Here is a 22,053-nt window from a genome sequence, read left to right as displayed (position 1 = left end):
AATCAAGCGATTTAATATCCATTTAACTTATCAATGTACTCTGGTAAGAACAGTGATATCTGTGGAATGTAAGTGATGAGTACCAAGAAGAATAGTAGCAGCAATAACCACGGCAAACATGAGTGGATCACCCAACCCATACTGCGTCCTGTTATCCCCGCGGTCACAAACAGATTGAGCCCTACTGGTGGGGTTAACATTCCTATCTCCATATTAACCACCATGATGATCCCTAGATGGATGGGGTCGATACCAAGTTGGGTCGCGATAGGAAATAAGATAGGCGCCATAATCAATAAGATAGCCGAGGGTTCCATAAAGTTACCTGCAGCAAGTAGCAGCAAGTTGACTATGATTAGGAAGCCCCAAACGGGGAGTCCCATGCCGACTATGGTTTCAGCAATAAGATGAGGGATCCGCTCAGTGGTTAACACATGGGCGAACAACATCGCATTGGCAATGATAAACAGCAGCATGATGCTGACTTTAGCCCCGTCTCTGACGACATCACGTATCTCTTTATCCGCTGGGGTTTTTATTACTGCGAGCAACATAAACCCTATATTACGTGCTGCAGCTTTAATTAAAGATTCACCTTTCTCTTTCCAGCTGACATTTTTTAATGGTCCTATATCTCTGTAACCAAAGACTGCAATGAAATAAGCGTAAACACAGGCAACGGCTGCCGCTTCGGTTGGACTCGCAATGCCGCCGTAAATAGAGCCTAACACGATAAAGATAAGTGCTAATCCGCCCATGGCTTTTGCGCTAGAGATAGCGAGTATCTTTACTCCTGGAAAGGGGCGAGAAGGGAGCTTTTTAACGCGCGCGACTATGTAGATGGCGAGCATTAACAAAAGACCCATCATTAAACCTGGAATGAGACCTGCCATGAACATTCTGGCTGCGGAGACTTCTGTTGCTGCAGCGTAGACCAACATCACGATTGAAGGGGGGATTAAGATCCCTAAAGTTCCTGAGGTGGTTATCACGCCAGCTGCAAATTTCTCTGGATATCCTGCGCGCACCATGCCCACTATAACAATAGAGCCGATTGCCGCTACTGTAGCGGGAGACGAACCTGATACTGCAGCAAATAACATACAAGCCATGACAGATGCCATAGCAAGACCACCACGGATATGGCCAACACTGTCCATGGCAAAATCGATGATCCGTCTTGCTACACCGCCAGTCGATAAAAAGGCTGAAGAGAGAATGAAGAAGGGGATCGCCAATAAGGTGTAATGTTCTGATGTTGACTCATATAGCTTTAATGCGATAGAAGCTAGCGAGTCATCCGAATAGAGTAGGATGGTCAACATGCTTGAAAAGCCAAGCGCGATAGCAATTGGCATGCCGATGAGCATGCATAGGAAAAGGCTAATAAATAGTGTCGCAATGGTCATTATTTATCTCCCTTAATGTCAGATGAATTCTGGTTAGCTTCTTGATCGATAAGGTGCATACTTTCCTTGGCTTCATCTGCAAATTTAAACCCATCAGTTTGATTGCGAATAATGGCAATAGCTAGTTCAATAAACCGCCATGTCAGTAGTGAAAAACCAATTAATAGTATGCTCTGAGATATCCAAAGTGGTACGGCGGGTTCTTCTACATCAATGCGTAAATACTCCCACGCATTGTCAGGATCAAGCTGGCTAATCAAGAAGTGAGGTAGGTCAATATCTTCCATCGGTACACCGACTTGATACATTTTTACGAGATAGTCCCAGCTACCTATTAAAAACATTGCGCAATAGATTAGGCAGACAATGACTGCAATCAATGCGGTGATTTTTCGGTTTTTTTTGTTTAGCTTAGTGACAAAGGCATCGACGCCTATGTGGGCGCCTACTTTTACGCCGTAGGACATGCCGAAAAGAACAAACCACCCACATAGGGTAAGCGTTAGTTCTTGAATCCACAAAAAGCCAGTATTGAAGAAGAAGCGAGCAATAACTTCTGCAAACACCAATACCGTCATCATGGTAATTAAGGCATTTAGTATGCCTTCTTCGAAATATGAAAATAAACGAGATATCATCTCTTATGCTCCTTAACTAGGAAAGAGGCCGACAGCTAGTGATGCAGCCTCAATGCTTTCCTATTAATTTAGCGAATAGTTATTATTTGTTAGAAGCAACTGCGGCATCAATAAGATTTTTACCAATCTTGTCTTCAAACTGGGCCCATACAGGTTTCATCGCGCTAACCCAAGCTGCACGCTGCTCTGGAGTCAAATAAGTGATTTCAGAGCGATTCGAATCAATAATCGCTTGTTTGTCTTTATCTACTTTAGCCGCTGCAATATCGTTACCGTAGGCAACAGCTTCATCCAAGGCTGCTTTGATCACTTTACGCTTGTCACCTGGTAGTGATTTCCAGAAGGTGTTTGAAGTAACCACCATGTAATCTAGGACGCCGTGATTACTCTCAGTAATATTGCTTTGTACCTCATAAAACTTCTTCGAGTAGATGTTAGACCAAGTGTTCTCTTGACCGTCGATAGCACGTGTTTGCAGTAAGGTGAAAACTTCTGAAAAAGGCTTTTTAACGGGAATAGCATCAACAGCTTGGAACTGTGCTGCAAGTACGTCTGATGCCATGATGCGGAATTTTTTCCCGTTAGCATCGGTGGGTAAAACTAATGGACTACTAGCAGAAAACTGTTTCATACCGTTATGCAAATAACCTAGCCCAACAAGGCCTTTACGCTTCATGGAATTAAGCAGATTTTGACCCGACTCACTCTGCTGGAAGCGATTTACTGCATCCATATCTTGAAAAAGGAAAGGGAGATCGAAAAGCTGTAGTTTTTTGGTGTAACGTTCAAACTTCGACAGAGAAGGTGCTACAAATTGCACATCATTGAGTAGCAGCGCCGACAACTCGTTGTTATCGCCAAATAGCTGTGAGTTTGGAAAGACGTTAACTTGATATTCGCCAGGTAGACGTTGCTCTACCAGTTCTTTAAATTTCAGGGCCATTTGGCCTTTAGGGGTATTTTCGGCGACCACATGCGAGAATTTGATCACAACGGGTTCGGCGAAAACAGAAAAACTGGCGCTAAATAGCGTTGCCAGTGTAGTTAATTTTAACAATTTTTTTAGTGCATTTAGACTGGTACAGGTGTTGAGTAAAGTCATTTTATTATCCCTTATGTTGTTAATCCTTCGGGCTTTTAATGCCAAAGAAGGTTAGCTAACTGATTAACTCAATAGAAGTATAGGCAAGGAATAGGCCATGAATGTTATATTTGTGTAAACAAATAAAAATCAATAAGTTGTGTTTTAGTGTATGTTTTTTTTGCTGCGAGGTTGGGGCAGATGTCGCCCGTTTCTTAGTATGCCGTGGGTGGTTTTCCACCCATTTTTGGTGGTTTTGTGATGCGTATCAATTTTGAGGCCAGAGCTTGTGTCGGTTGTGTCCCACATAAAATAGCCAGAATGCAACAAATGTTGTTAGTGAGCCAGCGAGCAAAGCTATTTTGACATCTACTATCGCTAACACTCCGCCGACTAATGCTGCCAATAGATTACCTAGGCAAAATATGGTGACTAACATGCCCATCAACTGTCCCTGTGGCCGATCTTGATACGCCGTCGAAAGGTAAGAGGGTAGAAATCCGCTATAAATGGCGATCCCCGCTCCAGTGGTTACAAAAGTGATAAGAAATGCGGATTGTCCTAGAAATGGAAAGCTTAATAGTGACATGATAAATATGCCGATCCCTATCAAGCTCGCACTCGCGTGAGAGAGTCGCTTCTGGATACATGGGTTTATCCATACACTGGTCGTTATCATTGATGCTGTAAGTAGCACGGTTGCCCAGCTTATTTTGATAGAAGTGTACTCAAATAACCTCACCAGATGGAGAGGATAAAACTCATAATAAAGATTGACCCCCATCGTCAACAACAAATAGATGATAAAAAATTGCTTTAATGCTGGATCTTTAAGAAGCGTTAGACTCGAACTTTTGCTTGCATTGTGGCAGGGGGTATTGAGCTTCTCTGGGAGTAGGCAATGACTAAAGACCGCACAAGCTAAACAGGCTGCAGCAGCAACCCAAAACACGCTATCAACGCCCAAATAAAGTAAGTAGCCGCCAGCTAGAGGGCCAATAAGGTAACCGCCATAACCCATAGCACTAATCAATGAGAAGCTTCGCGTCTTGTCTATCGTGGGGTGAAGATCTGCTGCGATAGCCCTTGCTATCGCAATATTACCTTCACAGAACCCGGTGAGCAGACGCGCGATACAAAAGAGTAGGTATTGTTCCGATATGGCAGCCATTGCGGTTAGCCCATAACCTATTGCGCTACCCATTAGCGTCAAGGTGAGAAGGCGCTTACGTCCATGTCGATCCGATAAGCTCCCAATCATACTGCTTCCAATGATGATCCCTAATGGATAAATTCCTAAAACAATGCCAAGTAATAACTCACTGGGTAAGTTAAGAAATTGTGTTAGCAATGAATTTCCATTTGCGAAAAGTGGCGCTAAGACGGGATAAGGGAGTGCGATTCCCGCGACACTAATGAGCGTAACGATAAGGGTTACCGCTAAAATTTGTTTGGCAGAGGTAATATCTTGGTTCGTCGCGATGTGAGTGGAATTCATATCTTCCCTTGTTGTCCATTACATTTTCCCAGAGATATTTATACTCTCCCAAATAAACTTAGATATGTAAACTTTTTTATTTACATATTATCGAGAGGATACAAGGAGGCGATGGTAATAATAACGCTTCGGGATTATTTTAGTGGGTCAATACGTTTAAGAATGGCTTCAGAGGGCAGTAGTTCTAAGTGGCCATGAGCATCAAAATACCAACCAGTAATGAAGCCTTTTTGGCGCATAGCAACAAGGTTTTGCATTACCTCTTGTGCTTCAATGAGAGCCTGCTCTTCGTTGCACCCGTGTGTCAGTTTTAAGTAGGCTGCAATACTAGCAAGCGAAGCTGATTGAGTGACATCGGCCATATTTTATCACCAGTTAAACGGCATTTTTGCTAAGTAATAATTGAAGAATAGTTGAGGATGAGGGTTTAGCAATACTTAAAATAACTTGAGGGGGCTTGCTTATAGGTTATTTAACTATAAAACACTGCTGCTAGTCATAAAGAAGAAATATGGTGGTCGATACTGGGCTCGAACCAGTGACCCCCTCCTTGTAAGGGAGGTGCTCTCCCAGCTGAGCTAATCGACCTGGGATGGTGAGTAATTTATCGTATCTTGTAAAGAAGATATGGTGGTCGATACTGGGCTCGAACCAGTGACCCCCTCCTTGTAAGGGAGGTGCTCTCCCAGCTGAGCTAATCGACCTGGGATAATTACTAGGCTAACAATTTGATAACAATGGTGGTCGATACTGGGCTCGAACCAGTGACCCCCTCCTTGTAAGGGAGGTGCTCTCCCAGCTGAGCTAATCGACCTGGGACATTATTATATTCGATATTCTCTCATTAGATGAGATGGTGGTCGATACTGGGCTCGAACCAGTGACCCCCTCCTTGTAAGGGAGGTGCTCTCCCAGCTGAGCTAATCGACCTGGGAATATCTAACAACGTTAATTTGAACTACTTAATATCTCAACCAATGGCTGAAATATGGTGGTCGATACTGGGCTCGAACCAGTGACCCCCTCCTTGTAAGGGAGGTGCTCTCCCAGCTGAGCTAATCGACCTGGGATATTTCAAATTGTACAGCCATACAGAATATGGTGGTCGATACTGGGCTCGAACCAGTGACCCCCTCCTTGTAAGGGAGGTGCTCTCCCAGCTGAGCTAATCGACCTCGCTGTGTGGGGCCGTATTATAGGGGGGAACGATCTACTGTCAACGCTTTTTTTTGATAAAACATGGAGTCCGGTTCAAATTTGTGCGGTTTGGCTTAATGTTAAACAAAACAGCGTGAAGCAAGTTCTAAGACTGACTAAAAATTATCTTTATTGCTTATATTAGGGCTGAACATTTGGATAAGGAGCTCGTTAAACAATAAACCTTGAGTAGATAAACCTATGCTTTTCTGAGGTATGTAAAGGTGCATATCGTTTTTTCTTAACTTAATGAAGGCGAAGAGAACCAAAGAACAGGTCTATTTTGCCGCCTGTTGATTATCTATCGCAAAAGATAGTTCCAACTCTTAATAGATAATCGTGGAGAGTATTTTCTCTTATGCTGTTTGGCTGTTAGAATAGCCGCCACATTTAATAGTTCAGTCTACAATTTAGACTTTCGAAAATAGGTTTGTGTCCCATTATGACGACTAAGACGCGTTTCGCTCCAAGTCCTACTGGCTTTTTACACGTAGGTGGTGCTCGTACTGCATTATATTCATGGCTATACGCCCGTGCTAACCAAGGTGAATTTGTTTTACGTATTGAAGATACCGATCTTGAACGTTCTACACCCGAAGCATGTGAGGCGATTTTAGATGGCATGGAGTGGCTAGGGCTGACGTGGGATGAAGGTCCATATTATCAAACTAAACGTTTTGATCGTTACAATGAGATTATTGCTCAGATGTTGGAGCAGGGCACAGCATATAAGTGTTACTGCAGCCGTGAGCGTATTGAATTGATGCGTGAAGAACAGGCTGCTAACGGCGAACAGCAGAAATATGATGGTTGCTGCCGTGATAAAGCCCCTCGCGACACAGATGAGCCGTTTGTTATTCGTTTTAAAAACCCAACAGAGGGCAGTGTGGTATTTGATGATCACGTCCGTGGTCGCATTGAGATCTCAAATGAACTGCTTGATGATTTGATCATCGCTCGCACCGATGGCACGCCAACTTATAATTTTTGTGTCGTAGTTGATGACTGGGATATGGGGATCACCTGTGTCGTGCGTGGTGAAGACCATATCAATAATACTCCACGTCAAATTAACATATTAAAAGCACTCGGTGCGCCGATCCCTGAATATGCACACGTTGCAATGATCTTAGGTGATGATGGTGCCAAGCTGTCTAAACGTCATGGTGCTGTTGGTGTTATGCAATATCGTGATGATGGTTATCTACCTGAAGCACTGCTTAACTATTTAGTCCGTCTCGGTTGGTCACATGGCGACCAAGAGGTGTTTTCGATAGATGAGATGAAGCAGTTCTTTAAGCTAGATGATATCAATAAGGCGGCTTCTGCATTTAATACCGACAAGCTAATTTGGTTAAATCAGCATTATATGAAAGAGCTTGCCCCTGAATATGTTGCTAAGCATCTTGAATGGCATATGGCGGATCAAAAGATCGATACGACCAATGGCCCTGCATTAGCTGAAGTGGTTACCGCGTTGGCTGAGCGTGCTAAAACACTTAAGGAGTTGGCAGCTTCTAGTCGTTACTTCTATGAAGATTTTGCCGATTTTGATGAAACTGCGGCTAAGAAGCATCTACGTGGTGTTGCATTAGAGCCGCTTCAATTGGTTCAGAAAAAATTAGCAGCGTTACCTGAGTGGTCATTGGAAGGGATTCACCAAGCTATCGAAGATACTGCGGCTGAATTAGAAGTCGGTATGGGTAAAGTTGGCATGCCACTTCGTGTAGCGGTTACCGGTGCAGGTATGTCACCAGCTGTCGATTTAACCCTATTCCTCGTTGGTAAGGCTCGTTGTGAACAAAGAATCTCCAAAGCGATTGAATTTGTAGCAAATAGAATAAATTCCTAAAAAACGAGTTGACACTTTTGGGTGTGCTGCATAGAATGCGCCTCGCAGTTGAGACACAGCGTAGCAAATGCTTGCGGTACACTCAAAAGCAACAAGTTAGGTTAGGGGCCTTAGCTCAGCTGGGAGAGCGCAACACTGGCAGTGTTGAGGTCAGCGGTTCGATCCCGCTAGGCTCCACCATCTAATTTGTTTAAGCGTTTAAGCGTTGAAGCGATAGCCTACTGGCTTTAACGAGTATTCACTCGATACAGAGTATAACGTATCAAAAGTGTCCCATTCGTCTAGAGGCCTAGGACACCGCCCTTTCACGGCGGTAACAGGGGTTCGAATCCCCTATGGGATACCACTTTTTTGAGTGGTTGACTGTAAAGTTAACGATTCGCTAGCATTGATGTTTAGCCTACAGGCATCGATGAGTATTCACTCGATACAGAGTATAACGTATCAAAAGTGTCCCATTCGTCTAGAGGCCTAGGACACCGCCCTTTCACGGCGGTAACAGGGGTTCGAATCCCCTATGGGATACCACTTTTTTGAGTGGTTGACTGTAAAGTTAACGATTCGCTAGCATTGATGTTTAGCCTACAGGCATCGATGAGTATTCACTCGATACAGAGTATAACGTATCAAAAGTGTCCCATTCGTCTAGAGGCCTAGGACACCGCCCTTTCACGGCGGTAACAGGGGTTCGAATCCCCTATGGGATACCACTTTTTTGAGTGGTTGACTGTAAAGTTAACGATTCGCTAGCATTGATGTTTAGCCTACAGGCATCGATGAGTATTCACTCGATACAGAGTATAACGTATCAAAAGTGTCCCATTCGTCTAGAGGCCTAGGACACCGCCCTTTCACGGCGGTAACAGGGGTTCGAATCCCCTATGGGATACCACTTTTTTGAGTGGTTGACTGTAAAGTTAACGATTCGCTAGCATTGATGTTTAGCCTACAGGCATCGATGAGTATTCACTCGATACAGAGTATAACGTATCAAAAGTGTCCCATTCGTCTAGAGGCCTAGGACACCGCCCTTTCACGGCGGTAACAGGGGTTCGAATCCCCTATGGGATACCACTTTTTTGAGTGGTTGACTGTAAAGTTAACGATTCGCTAGCATTGATGTTTAGCCTACAGGCATCGATGAGTATTCACTCGATACAGAGTATAACGTATCAAAAGTGTCCCATTCGTCTAGAGGCCTAGGACACCGCCCTTTCACGGCGGTAACAGGGGTTCGAATCCCCTATGGGATACCACTTTTTTGAGTGGTTGACTGTAAAGTTAACGATTCGCTAGCATTGATGTTTAGCCTACAGGCATCGATGAGTATTCACTCGATACAGAGTATAACGTATCAAAAGTGTCCCATTCGTCTAGAGGCCTAGGACACCGCCCTTTCACGGCGGTAACAGGGGTTCGAATCCCCTATGGGATACCACATTTTAATTTTGTGTTATCTGCTTTACGATATCGACTGTGATATCTTTATTGCTACATGAAATTGGGGCCTTAGCTCAGCTGGGAGAGCGCAACACTGGCAGTGTTGAGGTCAGCGGTTCGATCCCGCTAGGCTCCACCATATAAGCGTTTAAGTACGCATAAAAACCACCGCAAGGTGGTTTTTTTTATCTAAAATTTACTTTCCGCTCGTTATGCCAATCAGTATAAAGAGCCGATCGGTCAGCGAGAGCGTAGCCTTTCAGGGGGAATGCCCTTAATTTATCCTCGGCTCTGGCACCCTTAATAACACCTCCATACGTTATCCTAATTCCTAATTCCTAAATCATCCTAATTCCTAAATCATCCTAAATCCATGAAGTCGGGACTCGCCTCGAATTCGTTGCCGAAAACATCGTGAATCGTTCATTTTCCTATATTGATTGGTATCAAGCATATTTTTTAGTTGCTTGAAGAAGCAGAAAAGTTTGGTCCTTACATTGGTGAAATAGCAATTGCTATTAGCTCGCTTGTGCAGCCAGAGGTAACTGAGTCTACAATTTGATGACTAATTGGGTGAATGATTTGTCATTTCTGCCTTAAAGCAGCAGACAAAGAGGATATAAAGTGAATATTAGAATTTTAATTATGTGTTTATCCATGGCATTTATCGGGTTCTTTGTGTGTGCCCAAGATGAGCTACCATCAGATTCTCATGGGATTGCTTATCCAGCAGGGTGGCAAAATTGGTCGTCTATAGCGGTTTCGCATCGCACAGATAATAAGACGGTTAGGGCGATTTTAGGCAATAGCATTGCGGTAGAAGCTGCTAGAAATGGTCATATAAATCCATGGCCTGACGGTAGTATTATTGGCAAGGTGGTGTGGAAGGAGACACAGTTGGGGAGCTGGCCAACGGCTGTTGGACCGAAAGAGTTTGTCCATGCTGAGTTTATGTTTAAGGATTCTAAAAAATATTCAGAGACTTATGGATGGGGCTGGGCAAGGTGGGTTGGTATGCAGCAAATGCCTTTTGCTGGGGGAATGCAAGTTTGTATTTCTTGTCACACTCCGGTTAAAGAGCATGATTGGGTGTTTACCGAGGCCGCTCAGTTTCCAGCGTCGAAATAGTCATATCCCTCTAAGACCTCTCTTTGATCTTAGAGGGAAGCAATGGGGGGGCGAGATCTAATCGATACCTAAGAAACCGCCAGTTTGATGAGCCCAAAGCTGCGCGTATATGCCACCTTGTGCAATCAACTCTTTGTGGGATCCTTGCTCCACAATTTTTCCCTGATCCAATACGATCAATCTGTCCATCGCTGCGATAGTGGAGAGGCGATGGGCAATCGCAATCACGGTTTTACCTGCCATCAATTGATACAAACTCTCCTGGATTGCGGCTTCAATCTCAGAGTCTAATGCCGATGTGGCTTCATCAAGCAATAAAATCGGTGCGTTTTTCAGCAATACCCTTGCAATAGCGATACGTTGACGTTGACCACCAGAGAGCTTAACACCGCGCTCACCCACTTGAGCATCTAAGCCGTGATTTCCTTCTGGATCGCTTAAGGCTTGAATAAAGTCAAAGGCTTGGGCTTGTTTAATTGCATTCTCTAATTCCTGCTCTGTCGCATCAGGCTTACCGTAACGTATATTGTCGCGGATCGAGCGGTGCAGGAGTGAGGTATCTTGGGTTACCATACCTATACAGGAACGAAGAGAGTCTTGGGTGACCTCTCTGATATCTTGACCATCGATAGCCACCGAGCCTTTCTCTACGTCGTAAAAACGCATTAACAGGTTAACTAATGTTGATTTCCCCGCACCAGAGCGACCAACAAGGCCTACTTTTTCGCCAGCTTTGATATTCAGATTAAGCGCTTCAATCACGCCAGTGTCTTCACCGTAATGAAAACTAACCCCATCGAAGTCAATTCTACCTTCACTAACCTCTAAGGTGGTCGCTTTGTCGCTATCTTGAATCGTGGTCGGCTTTGAGAGTGTGTTCATGCCATCAGCCACGGTGCCAATATTTTCGAACAGTGAGCTTATCTCCCACATGATCCATTGGGACATACCGTTGAGCCTGAGAGAGAGGCTGACCGCAACGGCGATGGCACCTATGGTGATAGCACTGTCACGCCACAGCCAAATAGAGACCGCAGCAATGGTAAAGGCCAGCAGGTAGTTAATCACTTGAACGCTGACGTTTATCCCTGTGACCAGACGCATCTGACGATAGACGGTATCGAGGAATCCTGTCATGCTCTCCTTGGCGTACTGGGCCTCTTTCTGGGTGTGAGAAAACAATTTCACCGTAGCAATGTTGGTGTAGCTATCGACAATACGCCCTGTCATAGATGAGCGCGCATCGGCTTGTTCTGTAGAAACCTTTTTGAGCTTGGGTAAAAAATAGATCTGCAAACCTGCGTATAAGCCAAGCCAGATCAGCATGGGGAGCATTAATCTAAAATCAGCATCTGCGATGATCACTAACATGGATAGGAAATAAACAAGAATATAGACCAAGACATCAAGCAGCTTAGTCACTGTTTCACGCACTGCGAGTGAGGTTTGCATCACTTTTGTCGCTATGCGTCCAGCAAAATCATTTTGATAAAAAGAGACACTTTGTTTGAGTAGGTATCTATGTGCTAGCCAACGAATCGACATGGGATAGTTGCCCAATAGCCCTTGATACACCACTAAGGCATGCAGCAGCACTAATGTGGGAATAACAACCAATACCAACAAAGCCATCGTCAGTAACTTGTCACCTTGCTCGGCGAACAGGGTTTCAGGGGTATGACTAGCAAGCAGATCGACTAGATCGCCCATAAAAGCAAACAGTGATACTTCTAATATTGCCAACGCTGCAGTCAAAATTGACATGATCACCAGAGGGATTTCGAAACCTTTGGTGTAATGCCTGCAAAAGGCGTAGATCCCTTTAGGGGGCTGAATTGGCTCGTCATCGGGCAGTGCATCAACCCATGATTCAAATAGCTTAAACATTAATGTCCTTTTAGACTGAGAGCTAGGGATAAGTTTTGTGAATGTCACATATTACCAGAAGCTTAATGATTAATGTCTATCAAGCTTGAACTAAAGCCAAACTATTGAAAGAACCCTTGTTGGAAAGGGGAATTGACAGATGGGGGCGTTCGTACGCTAATGATCTGTTTGGGGCTGGGCATATTTGGTTGAGTTCCGTTTTCCGCTAGTATCATCAGACCGCTTGGATTAGAGTTGGCTCAACCCGATGGAATAGCCCTTGGAGCGAGTGCCCCAAATGAATTGCGACAACCGATTTACAACAGAGAGTTTTCGCCGTGCAAGATTATCGCGAGACTCACGTTTCGATGGTCTTTTTTTCGTTGGCGTCTTCTCTACTGGGATCTATTGCAGGCCCATTTGTCCGGCAGTAGCGGCGAAAGAGGCTAATGTCGGTTATTTTGATACCGCTTTAGCCGCCGCTAACAAAGGATTAAGACCTTGTTTGCGATGTCGGCCCGATAGCGCACCTCTGTCCAATCCATGGATGGGGACACAAACCACGGTAAATCGCGCTGTCGCATTAATCAACAACGGGATCTTATCGGGTCCAGATGCTATATCAATAACAGCGCTCGCCGATAAATTGGGGATCACTAGCCGACATCTTCGTTCTCTGTTTCATCAGCATTTAGGGGTATCGCCAAAACAATATGCACAGTATCAACAGTTAATGTTTGCCAAGCAGTTACTGCATGAAACAGCCCTGCCGATCACCGATGTTGCTTTTGCGGCAGGTTTTAACAGTGTTCGGCGTTTCAACGAGTTATTTCGGCAACAGTTACAGCTGACGCCCAGCGCGATACGCAAAAGTGATCATGCCCCAACTCGATTAGGGGGAGATTCGACGAGCCTTCATTTGCGACTTTTTTATCGCCCGCCCTTTAATTGGCAACATCAACGAGAATTTTATCGCCTTCGGGCAGTAGACGGGATGGAGTGGACTGGTGAGGATCACTATGGTCGCAGTTTTCAAATCGATGGCGTCCACGGATACTTCGAGGCGACCCATTGTGAAGTGTCCTGCTGTTTCAAGGTTAAGATTGTGATGAACTGCACCGATGATCTTGTTCATCTCAATGCTGTGGTCACCAATATTCGGCGGATACTGGATTTAGATGCCGATCTGATTGAAGTGGAGAACCGACTCCTAGCCTTGGGGGATTATCTACCCAAGATCAATAGCGGTATTCGAATCCCCGGCGTGTGGTCACCATTTGAGGCGGCATGTAGGGCGGTTCTCGGTCAACAAGTCAGCGTCGCGCAATCGGTAAAACTGTTACAGGCATTAGTTGATCATTATGGTGAGACAGTGATGCTTGAGGGTCATGAAGTGAGATTATTTCCTAGTGCAGAAGCGATTGCTGGCGCATCGCTTGAGTGTCTCCGAATGCCTGGTGCTAGAAAGGAGGCGTTATGCGCATTAGCAAGATTTATTCGTGATAACCCCCAAGCCTCGATTGAGGAATGGCTGTCAATTAAGGGAATTGGTCCCTGGACGGTAGATTATGTGCGCCTAAGGGGCTTAAGTTTGCCTAATATCTTGTTAGCCAGTGATCTCGTTGTTAGAAATCAGTTGCTTGGCGCTTTATCGACCACTGGACAAGTTAACTCTCTCGATGTAACAGCTTCTAAAAGTGAAAAACTGAAGCATTATTTAGCCATGAGTGAGTATTTGGGCGGCCAAATTTCACCTTGGGGAAGTTATTTAACCTTTCAATTATGGAGTCAACAATGACCTTGGTTTGCGCAAAGAACTATCGAGCAATGACGAGAAATGATGGCGAAGTTAACTTTACGCCAATCGTAAGACAAGAATTAACGACCAAAATTGGAAATATTGTCATCGCTGCGAATCGATTTGGCCTGTCTCATTTGACCTTCAGCCCAAATGAGACCGACAGCTGGGCATCAAGGAGTATCGCTTTAATTGCGGCTACTGATGCGGACAAGCTACTAGCCAAAGCGCATTTAGATAGAGCCAAGAATGAGATCGAGCAGTATCTGTTAGGACAACTCACCGATTTTACCGTGCCGTTAGCGCCAGTTGGCACTGTGTTTCAGCATCAGGTTTGGCAAGCATTACTCGCCCAGCCTTTTGGTCAATCCTGTAGCTACAGTGATATTGCAAACTTGATCGATAATCCCAAAGCGGTGAGGGCTGTCGGCAGTGCTAATGGCGCTAATCACATCGCAATTATTATCCCCTGTCATCGAATCATCGGCAAGAGCGGTAAATTAACCGGTTACGCTTATGGTCTTGGGATTAAACAGCAGCTACTCATGTTAGAGACTGGCACGACTAACTGGTAAATAGTAAGCTTTTGGAATGCTTTTACAGTACAATATTGGGCTATATAAAATTCGAGTATTCCGTTTTAGCTATGACCTCAGAAAACCTTTCCAATGTTGACATGCCAAGCCAGAGCCATTTTAGTCAGCTTAACCTCTGCGAAGCATTGCAATCTCGTCTTGTTGAGCTTGGGTATACCCAGCCAACACTGGTACAGCAGCAAGCTATCCCCGTGGTGCTAGCGGGGGGGGACCTATTAGCAGGAGCCAATACCGGATCGGGAAAAACGGCTGCTTTTGCACTCCCTTTGCTGCAGCAGCTCACTGGTCAGCGTTCTTCTGGCGGTAACTATGTTAGCGCATTAGTGTTAGTGCCAACGCGAGAGTTGGCGCAGCAAGTTGCCGATAGTTTTGTTAGTTATGGTGCGACATTAGCGCCGAAAGCTAAGGTACTGGCGGTATATGGTGGTGTATCGGTTAATACCCAGATGTTAGCGCTGCGCGGTGGTGTTGACGTTTTAGTGGCTACACCTGGACGACTATTAGATCTGCTCTCAAGTAATGCGTTAAAACTCAGTAAGCTACAAACCCTAGTGTTAGATGAAGCCGATCGTATGCTTAATCTTGGTTTTACCGATGAGTTGAATCAAATCTTGGCACTATTGCCCGAGAAAAAACAAACTTTGCTCTTTTCTGCCACCTTCCCTGAAGAGGTGCGTGAATTAACAACGGCGTTGCTGCATCAGCCCGTTGAGATCCTGTTACAAAACGATGAGCAACAAACAATTACTCAACGCGTATTTACGGTAAATCGAGAACGTAAAACGGCATTGCTTGCTGAGCTGATAAAGCGTAATGCTTGGCAGCAAGTGCTCGTTTTTGCCAGTGCCAAAAATAGCTGTAATCGAGTGGCTCAAAAGTTGGCGAAACAGGGGATCACAGCAGAAGTATTTCACAGCGATAAGGCTCAGGGGACCAGAACGCGTCTGCTTGATGGGTTTAAGCGCGGTGAGATAACGGTTTTGATTGCCACTGATATCGCCGCTCGTGGTATTGATATCGACAAGTTACCAGTCGTCATAAACTATGAGTTACCTAGAAGTCCTGCTGATCATATGCATCGCATCGGGCGTAGTGGTCGTGCAGGCGTCGCTGGTGAGGCTATCTCTTTGATCAGCCATGAAGATTATCATCACTTTACGGTTATAGAGAAGAAGAACAAATTTCGCTTAGAACGAGAGCAGTACCCTGGATTTGAAGCCGACGACGAAGCGCCTGAAGATTGTGCTTCTCGGATGGAAAAGCCGATGGCTAAGCCAGAAGGTTCGGGAAAGAAGAAGCGTAAAAAGTTACCTAAGATCAATGAACAGCTATGGGGAACTAAGTCATAGTGTCATTCGTTTTCTCTGTTAATTTGTGAATAGAAGGAAGGGTTATGCAACACCTTTTTTGGTTGGTAGAAGGACGAGTGGCAGGACGGTGTGGTCCTAATAAAGAAAATTGGGATATTGCCGACTTGAAGCAAGGTGGTATCGGTGCCGTGTTGTCAGTTAATCGTGGCGACATGTGTGAGCCACAAGAGTTTGCTCGTCATGGTATTCGTTATGCCTGTATCCCCTTTTCGAGTAATGTGCCTCCTCTTGAAGGTGATGTTGAAATATGCGCCGAGCAGTTACCTAAAGCGCTTGAGTTCATAAAGCAGTGTGAAGCGGATGATATTGCTGTGATGGTTCATTGCCGCTCAGGTAAAGATAGAACCGGTTTATTAATGGCTTACTATTTGATGAGTAATGGCGCCGCGCCGCTGCATGCGGTGAGCCAAGTTCGTGCTATTCGTGATATCGCGTTTAGCGCCGAAGGGTGGGATCAGTTCGCGTTTGACGTATTATACACTTTACAAGACTGAATTGATTAGCCTATGTTAGCTCATAGGCTATTGATCTAGGATTATTAACATGAGGCTATTAGTGGCTTATGTTTAACAAGTTCTCGCTGACTGGAGTTATCGTTTGTTTACTTCTCATCTTAGTGGGTTGTTCATCTACTGTTCCTGTTGCAACAAAAATCCCGAGTTATAAAGTTGATGCACCGATTGATTCCTCTCTTTACGCATTTCTTCAACCAGCATTAGCCGAACATCCTAAAAAAACAGGTGTGTTGCCATTAGGGTCAGGCGTTGATGCTTTTATTGCTCGTTTGGCCGTCGTTAAAGCGGCCAGCTCAAGTATCGATCTGCAATATTACATCTATCATGATGACGAAACGGGCAGGATGCTAATGTGGAAGCTCCTTGATGCTGCAGATAGAGGGGTGCGAATTAGAATTCTGCTCGATGATTTAACCACTAAAAATCTTGATGAGGGGTTAATGTTATTAGCCAGCCATCCAAACATTGCGATCCGTTTATTTAATCCTTCGTATGACAGAACGTTTCGTAGTCTAGGTATGTTGACCGGCTTCGCTAGGCTCAATCATCGGATGCACAATAAATCCCTTACGGTCGATAACCTCATCACTGTCGTCGGTGGACGGAATATAGGCAACGAGTATTTTTCCAAAAATGAAGAAGTTGATTTCGGTGATTTTGACCTGCTGACCATAGGTGCGGCTGTAGATAAGGTTTCAGATCAGTTTGATCTTTATTGGAATGCGTCTGTTGTCTATGAGATTGAAAGTTTAGTCGAGCCGACTACACCACAGATGCAAGTTAACGCCGAAGCAAAAATGGCTGAGCGAAAAGCCAACTTTGAAGGCGATGAATATCTTGACCGTTTAGAGTTTAGTGAGTTGTTAAGTGAGATCCGCAAAGCTGACATTGAATGGTTTTGGGGCGATGCAAAGGTGGTATATGATCCTCCTGAGAAAGCAACGTCGGATAGTCGTCAGCAATGGCTAATGTCTGATCTTACTCACTTTCTGTCTCAAGCTAAACAGCAGGTATTGTTAGTTTCGCCCTATTTTGTGCCGACACCATCAGGTACAGAAGCCTTTATTGCGGCAGTTAAATCAGGGATTAAGGTGACAATAATCACCAATAGTCTTGCCGCTACCGATGTGTTGGCTGTTCATGCGGGGTATCAGAAATACCGTAAACAACTAGTGGAAAATGGTGTCACTATCTATGAAATGAAGGTGGATATAAATCATCGTCCATCAGCGTGGAAGGGAAGTTCTCGATCGAGCCTTCATGCGAAGACATTTGTGCTCGATTCTGAGGCTGTTTTTGTTGGCTCCTTTAATTTTGATCCGCGTTCGGCGTGGATTAATACTGAGCTAGGCATCATTTTCGATAGTCCAAGGTTTGCGTCGTCCATGTTAGATGCGATAGATAAGGCATTACACAATAATAGCTATCGTGTGGCGATAGAAGAGGGTGAGCTTATTTGGTTTGATCAGTGTCAGTCAAAGACCTATTATGCAGAGCCTCAAGCGAGTTTTTGGCGAAAATTCATGGCAGATTTTATTGGCTTATTTCCTATAGAGTCTCAGTTGTAGTTGGTAAATTATCTTAGGTTGAGCATCGTCAATATCGGACTGATGTGCTAGGGTTAATCTTATAAGACGAGGCCTAAATTAATGTTGGTAAGATTATGAAAAGTAAGGCAAGTCAATCTCAGGGATTATTGTTGTTTAGACTATCACACAGTCAATTATTTGCTTTGGGGACACTAAAAATAAGAGAGCTAGTGCCCTATACGACATTAAGTGCTATTCCTAAGTCACATCATACTATCATTGGCGCTGCGACTGTTCGCGGGCATACCATACCCATTATCGATATGGCTGCAGCGGTAGGATATCCTCCGATCGCCGAAGCGGAAAGGGCAAACGCTTATATTATTATTACCGATTGTCAGCGAATGGTGATGGGTTTTTTGGTGCGTTCAATCGATAAAATTATTGAGTGTAATTGGCGCGATATCGAATCGCCGCCAAATAATTTAGGAAAGAACGCCTATTTAACAGGCGTCACTAGAGTCGATGATAAGCTGGTACAACTGCTTGATGTCGAGTTATTGCTGTCAAAAGTGTTTCCCTCCAGCCCTGAAACGACTCGTGCGATTTTGACCGATGTGCAACGTGAGATTTTAAAGCCGCTTAATATCCTATTAGTGGATGATTCTCTGGTCGCCCGTAAGCAACTCTCTGACGCGTTAGACAGTATTAATATTCCTTATTTAGTGACATCCGATGGTCGTGAGGCGTTATCGATTATGGAGCATGCTTATCAAGAGGGGCGACCTGTCGACCTTCTCGTTAGTGATATTGAAATGCCGGGGCTCGATGGTTATGAACTGGCGTTTGAAGTCAAAAATACGCCTTCACTTGCTAATGCTTATATCATCTTACATACCTCACTCTCTAGCGAGATAAGTGTCAGTCAGGCACATCAAGTGGGGGCAAATGAGGCGTTAACTAAATTTGATGCCCATGAGTTGATCGAGGCTATGCTTAGAGGCGCAGAGAGTCATAGACAACTGAAACATTAGCATTTTGTTATGGTTATGATGCTAATGAGTAATATCACTTGCTAAATTGACCTGATCGCTAGACAAGGTCACTCTGTTTCTATAAAACTTCAAGATGAAGGAAGTTTAACCTTGGATCAACTGGCGAGATGGTGATAGTCGTGTCGCCCTTTAAATGCTAAATTATTCTCCGTTATGCCTATTCAATATTAAATAGCGGCATCGGAGGATAGTCAGATAATTTAACTTCTAAAAAAGCGTGATATATAAGGTTAAATTTTAACAATAACAATCATAGGTCAATCAATGAATCAAAGCCGTTCTTTATTTGCCAAATTGGCAGATGGTAGCCTTGTGCTACAAATTATGTTGGGGATTATTGCGGGGATATTGTTAGCATCATTTTTTCCCTCTTCTGCGAAAAGTATTGCGTTTTTAGGTGATCTTTTTGTCGGTGCCCTTAAGGCGATAGCGCCGATTTTGGTATTTATTTTGGTTGCCGCATCAATTGCTAATCAAAAGAAAAACGCTAAAACTAACATGCGTCCTATCATTTTTTTATACCTATTTGGTACCTTTGCTGCGGCGATAACGGCTGTCACTATGAGTTTTATGTTCCCGACAACATTGGCCTTGGTCACTGCGGCTGACGGGACTGCCCCCCCAGAAGGGATAGCTGAAGTTATCAATACACTGCTATTTAAGATTGTGGATAACCCTGTACATGCGCTAATGACAGGCAACTATATTGGTATTTTGGCATGGGGTGTCGGTTTAGGTATTGTGCTTCATCAAGGGAGCGAGACCACCAAGACAGTATTTGCCGATATAAGCCATGGCGTATCACAAATGGTTCGTTTTGTTATTCGTTTGGCACCAATTGGCATATTCGGTTTGGTGGCGAATACGTTTGCAGAAACGGGCTTTGAAGCTATTGCTGGTTATGCTCATCTACTTATTGTGCTGTTAGGGACGATGTTGATTATTGCACTAGTCGTTAATCCATTGATTGTTTGGTTTAAAATCAGACGCAATCCTTATCCGTTAGTCTTTACCTGCCTACGTGAAAGTGGTGTTACTGCATTCTTTACGCGTTCAAGTGCAGCTAATATTCCAGTCAATATGGCGTTATGTGAAAAGCTTAAATTACATGAAGACACTTATTCAGTTTCCATTCCGCTGGGAGCCACTATTAACATGGGCGGAGCTGCGATCACTATTACCGTCCTTACCTTGGCGGCAGCGCATACCCTTGGTGTTCAGGTTGATATATTGACGGCAATTTTGCTTAGCGTGGTTGCAGCCGTATCGGCATGTGGTGCCTCTGGTGTGGCTGGTGGTTCTCTATTATTAATCCCATTAGCGTGTAGCTTATTTGGGATCAGTAATGAAGATGCAATGCAGGTCGTTGCCGTTGGATTTATTATTGGTGTTATCCAAGACTCAGCGGAAACCGCATTGAATAGTTCGACAGATGTTCTGTTTACGGCATCGGCATGTGAAGCCGCTGAAAGATCTGAAAACAGCTAGCGTGATATCTGAGACGTAAATAAGGAGCCAATGGCTCCTTTTTTTATACTTGTCGGCGGCGTTAAGCGTAATTTGTCAATTGTTAAAAAGAAAGAGGGTTTTACGCAGTAGGTAATTTGTATTAAATTTCACTAAACTAATGCATTAAAAGTGATTTAGATCGCGTTATTATTTCACTTGTAAGATACAATTTCACCTGTAAAGTAAAAAAACTAGTTGTAATTGATTGGTTTAGGGTTTACGTCATTTACAATGCTGCAACATTTGTGGTCGGTTGAGGTTAGATAAATATGGATACAAAGCTTCGAGTAATGTTAGATAAAGCCATCGCAAATGGTTCGCAGTCATTGCTTCAAGTGATAGAGATGTCAGTCGTCGAAAAGCGTAAGCGCCTTAGTTGGCAGGAGCGAGATATGGATACACGGGAAATTATTGGTCAGTGGATTGATGAACGTCCTTCTTTGGGGGATAAAATTACTCTTTATCGTCAAGGTGACAAGCTGTTTTTAGAGACTTGGTATACCGATGGCTGCCATAGTTTAGACGAGATGCAGGGGACTGTGGTTGAGAATGGTTTGAAACTTGAAGATTTAGGCGGCAACCTGTTTGGTGAGTACTTCCTGCTATGTGACGATAATAGTCTCCATTTTTGTAACAGTGCAGAATGTTTTTATACTGCAAAACGTGCAGCGGCATAAGTGTGTGATGTAAGGCTTTAGTCAGTTGACTTGTCTGTCCTACTAGATTAGTGAATTGCAGCGCTATATATGTTAGCCATGACTTTAGACAAGCTCTCTGTGGTCATGGCTAATCTATTATGTAAATCAGCTCTCTGTTGCTTAAGTGCTAAGCGGCTTTAGTACTAGAAGGGATGCTTGCTATAAAATTTAACGACTTTGTGACTAAAGGGGTGATTTATTTGTAGATGCTCAGCATGTAAGCATAAGCGATCAGATGCAGTCATGATATTGTCGTCACCATAAAAGTCATCACCTAGTATGGTGTGGCCAATCGCTTTCATGTGCAGACGCAGTTGGTGAGTTCTGCCGGTAATAGGTTTTAGTTTTACTAAAGTTGTGTCAACTCTTCTCTCAAGTACCTCAAAATAGGTCGTCGCACTCTTTCCATCATCGGCAATTAGCTGCAGCGGTGGTTGGCTGATGTCGGCTTTCATCGCGAGATCGATTTTGCCACTATCATCAGTAATAACCCCTTGCACTAATGCGACATAATATTTTCCGGTGACTCGATTTTGAAATTGAGTCTTGATATTTGATTCTGCTTTTTTATTTAACGCAAATACCATGATCCCTGAAGTTGCACAATCGAGTCTGTGGACCAAGATGGCTTCTGGATAGCGTTGCAATAGCCTGTTAATAGCAGAGTCGAAGGTATTTTCAGCTCGCCCAGGATTAGACAATAAACCTGAAGGTTTGTTTATGACGATGATGTCGCGGTCTTGATAGCGAATGTCCAGCCAAGGGATCGAGGGGGGCTGATATGTAAAAATTTTCATGAGTTCTCCTTCGCCGTGATCCTATCAAATACTGACCTTAATGCATATCTTCTATTGCTGGTTAGGACAAGCCTCAA

Annotated in this window: 17 protein-coding genes and 15 tRNA genes; 19 read left to right on the top strand and 13 right to left on the bottom strand. The window is 44.1% G+C overall.

What is annotated here, in order from left to right:
• Positions 1–11: 11 nt before the first annotated feature.
• The 11 genes from K0I73_RS12035 to K0I73_RS11985 all read right to left on the bottom strand — a co-directional run bounded on the left by K0I73_RS12035 (position 12) and on the right by K0I73_RS11985 (position 5,801).
• Complete coding sequence (locus K0I73_RS12035) at positions 12–1,409, bottom strand: TRAP transporter large permease (RefSeq protein WP_220061344.1); 1,398 nt, start codon at positions 1,407–1,409, stop codon at positions 12–14.
• A complete protein-coding gene (locus tag K0I73_RS12030) occupies positions 1,409–2,047 on the bottom strand; it encodes a TRAP transporter small permease (protein WP_220061343.1) in 639 nt (212 codons plus the stop codon). Before K0I73_RS12030 ends, K0I73_RS12035 begins: the two co-directional genes overlap by 1 nt.
• 82 nt (positions 2,048–2,129) lie before the next feature.
• The gene (locus K0I73_RS12025; RefSeq protein ID WP_286670334.1) at positions 2,130–3,149 is read right to left on the bottom strand and encodes a TRAP transporter substrate-binding protein; all 1,020 of its coding nucleotides are present in this window, start codon (positions 3,147–3,149) and stop codon (positions 2,130–2,132) included.
• Positions 3,150–3,396: 247 nt separating this feature from the next.
• Positions 3,397–4,626 carry an MFS transporter gene (locus K0I73_RS12020; RefSeq protein ID WP_220061342.1) on the bottom strand — a complete coding sequence of 410 codons (1,230 nt, stop codon included), beginning with the start codon at positions 4,624–4,626 and terminating at the stop codon, positions 3,397–3,399.
• Between the two features lie 134 nt (positions 4,627–4,760).
• On the bottom strand, positions 4,761–4,988 hold the full coding sequence (locus tag K0I73_RS12015) for a hypothetical protein (RefSeq protein ID WP_220061341.1): 228 nt from the start codon (positions 4,986–4,988) through the stop codon (positions 4,761–4,763).
• 150 nt (positions 4,989–5,138) lie between these two features.
• Positions 5,139–5,214: transfer RNA gene (locus tag K0I73_RS12010), tRNA-Val, on the bottom strand.
• 40 nt (positions 5,215–5,254) lie between these two features.
• A tRNA-Val gene (locus K0I73_RS12005) sits at positions 5,255–5,330 on the bottom strand.
• A 34-nt stretch (positions 5,331–5,364) separates the two neighbouring features.
• Positions 5,365–5,440, bottom strand: a tRNA-Val gene (locus K0I73_RS12000).
• Positions 5,441–5,480: 40 nt separating this feature from the next.
• Positions 5,481–5,556: transfer RNA gene (locus K0I73_RS11995), tRNA-Val, on the bottom strand.
• Between the two features lie 59 nt (positions 5,557–5,615).
• Positions 5,616–5,691 (bottom strand) — tRNA-Val (locus K0I73_RS11990).
• A 34-nt stretch (positions 5,692–5,725) separates the two neighbouring features.
• Positions 5,726–5,801 (bottom strand) — tRNA-Val (locus tag K0I73_RS11985).
• Positions 5,802–6,265: 464 nt separating this feature from the next.
• On the opposite strand from K0I73_RS11985, the gene gltX reads away from it, so the two are divergent.
• From gltX to K0I73_RS11930, 11 genes are all read left to right on the top strand, one after another.
• Positions 6,266–7,675, top strand: a complete 1,410-nt coding sequence (gltX, locus tag K0I73_RS11980; protein WP_220061340.1) for a glutamate--tRNA ligase — start codon at positions 6,266–6,268, stop codon at positions 7,673–7,675.
• A gap of 104 nt (positions 7,676–7,779) precedes the next feature.
• Positions 7,780–7,855, top strand: a tRNA-Ala gene (locus K0I73_RS11975).
• 90 nt (positions 7,856–7,945) lie between these two features.
• A tRNA-Glu gene (locus K0I73_RS11970) sits at positions 7,946–8,021 on the top strand.
• A 106-nt stretch (positions 8,022–8,127) separates the two neighbouring features.
• A tRNA-Glu gene (locus tag K0I73_RS11965) sits at positions 8,128–8,203 on the top strand.
• Positions 8,204–8,309: 106 nt separating this feature from the next.
• Positions 8,310–8,385 (top strand) — tRNA-Glu (locus tag K0I73_RS11960).
• A 106-nt stretch (positions 8,386–8,491) separates the two neighbouring features.
• Positions 8,492–8,567, top strand: a tRNA-Glu gene (locus K0I73_RS11955).
• Between the two features lie 106 nt (positions 8,568–8,673).
• Positions 8,674–8,749: transfer RNA gene (locus tag K0I73_RS11950), tRNA-Glu, on the top strand.
• A 106-nt stretch (positions 8,750–8,855) separates the two neighbouring features.
• Positions 8,856–8,931, top strand: a tRNA-Glu gene (locus K0I73_RS11945).
• Between the two features lie 106 nt (positions 8,932–9,037).
• Positions 9,038–9,113, top strand: a tRNA-Glu gene (locus K0I73_RS11940).
• A 65-nt stretch (positions 9,114–9,178) separates the two neighbouring features.
• Positions 9,179–9,254: transfer RNA gene (locus tag K0I73_RS11935), tRNA-Ala, on the top strand.
• A gap of 485 nt (positions 9,255–9,739) precedes the next feature.
• A complete protein-coding gene (locus K0I73_RS11930) occupies positions 9,740–10,243 on the top strand; it encodes a cytochrome P460 family protein (protein ID WP_258405181.1) in 504 nt (167 codons plus the stop codon).
• A gap of 57 nt (positions 10,244–10,300) precedes the next feature.
• Here K0I73_RS11930 and K0I73_RS11925 read toward each other — a convergent pair whose 3' ends face one another.
• Positions 10,301–12,130, bottom strand: coding sequence for an ABC transporter ATP-binding protein (locus tag K0I73_RS11925; protein WP_220061339.1), 1,830 nt, complete (start codon positions 12,128–12,130; stop codon positions 10,301–10,303).
• 277 nt (positions 12,131–12,407) lie between these two features.
• Between K0I73_RS11925 and K0I73_RS11920 the strand changes: the two genes are divergently transcribed.
• From K0I73_RS11920 to K0I73_RS11885, 8 genes are all read left to right on the top strand, one after another.
• Positions 12,408–13,907 carry a DNA-3-methyladenine glycosylase 2 family protein gene (locus K0I73_RS11920; protein WP_220061338.1) on the top strand — a complete coding sequence of 500 codons (1,500 nt, stop codon included), beginning with the start codon at positions 12,408–12,410 and terminating at the stop codon, positions 13,905–13,907.
• Positions 13,904–14,482 carry a methylated-DNA--[protein]-cysteine S-methyltransferase gene (locus K0I73_RS11915; protein WP_258405180.1) on the top strand — a complete coding sequence of 193 codons (579 nt, stop codon included), beginning with the start codon at positions 13,904–13,906 and terminating at the stop codon, positions 14,480–14,482. Before K0I73_RS11920 ends, K0I73_RS11915 begins: the two co-directional genes overlap by 4 nt.
• Before the next feature lie 71 nt (positions 14,483–14,553).
• Positions 14,554–15,852, top strand: a complete 1,299-nt coding sequence (locus K0I73_RS11910; RefSeq protein WP_220061337.1) for a DEAD/DEAH box helicase — start codon at positions 14,554–14,556, stop codon at positions 15,850–15,852.
• Positions 15,853–15,896: 44 nt separating this feature from the next.
• Positions 15,897–16,367, top strand: a complete 471-nt coding sequence (locus tag K0I73_RS11905) for a dual specificity protein phosphatase family protein (protein ID WP_220061336.1) — start codon at positions 15,897–15,899, stop codon at positions 16,365–16,367.
• A gap of 68 nt (positions 16,368–16,435) precedes the next feature.
• Positions 16,436–17,956 carry a phospholipase D family protein gene (locus K0I73_RS11900; RefSeq protein WP_220061335.1) on the top strand — a complete coding sequence of 507 codons (1,521 nt, stop codon included), beginning with the start codon at positions 16,436–16,438 and terminating at the stop codon, positions 17,954–17,956.
• A 95-nt stretch (positions 17,957–18,051) separates the two neighbouring features.
• Positions 18,052–18,951 carry a chemotaxis protein CheV gene (locus tag K0I73_RS11895; RefSeq protein WP_220061334.1) on the top strand — a complete coding sequence of 300 codons (900 nt, stop codon included), beginning with the start codon at positions 18,052–18,054 and terminating at the stop codon, positions 18,949–18,951.
• 285 nt (positions 18,952–19,236) lie between these two features.
• On the top strand, positions 19,237–20,460 hold the full coding sequence (gene sstT, locus K0I73_RS11890; RefSeq protein WP_220061333.1) for a serine/threonine transporter SstT: 1,224 nt from the start codon (positions 19,237–19,239) through the stop codon (positions 20,458–20,460).
• A 290-nt stretch (positions 20,461–20,750) separates the two neighbouring features.
• Entirely contained in the window at positions 20,751–21,158 is a 408-nt protein-coding gene (locus K0I73_RS11885) for a hypothetical protein (RefSeq protein ID WP_220061332.1), read from the top strand.
• 164 nt (positions 21,159–21,322) lie between these two features.
• Here K0I73_RS11885 and K0I73_RS11880 read toward each other — a convergent pair whose 3' ends face one another.
• Positions 21,323–21,976 (bottom strand): RluA family pseudouridine synthase, encoded by a 654-nt coding sequence (locus tag K0I73_RS11880; RefSeq protein ID WP_220061331.1) that lies wholly within the window; start codon positions 21,974–21,976, stop codon positions 21,323–21,325.
• Between the last annotated feature and the right edge of the window lie 77 nt (positions 21,977–22,053).

Origin of the sequence: Shewanella mesophila (genome assembly GCF_019457515.1) — a bacterium.
Lineage (GTDB): Bacteria > Pseudomonadota > Gammaproteobacteria > Enterobacterales > Shewanellaceae > Shewanella > Shewanella mesophila.
This window is presented reverse-complemented; position numbering and strand designations above follow the sequence as displayed.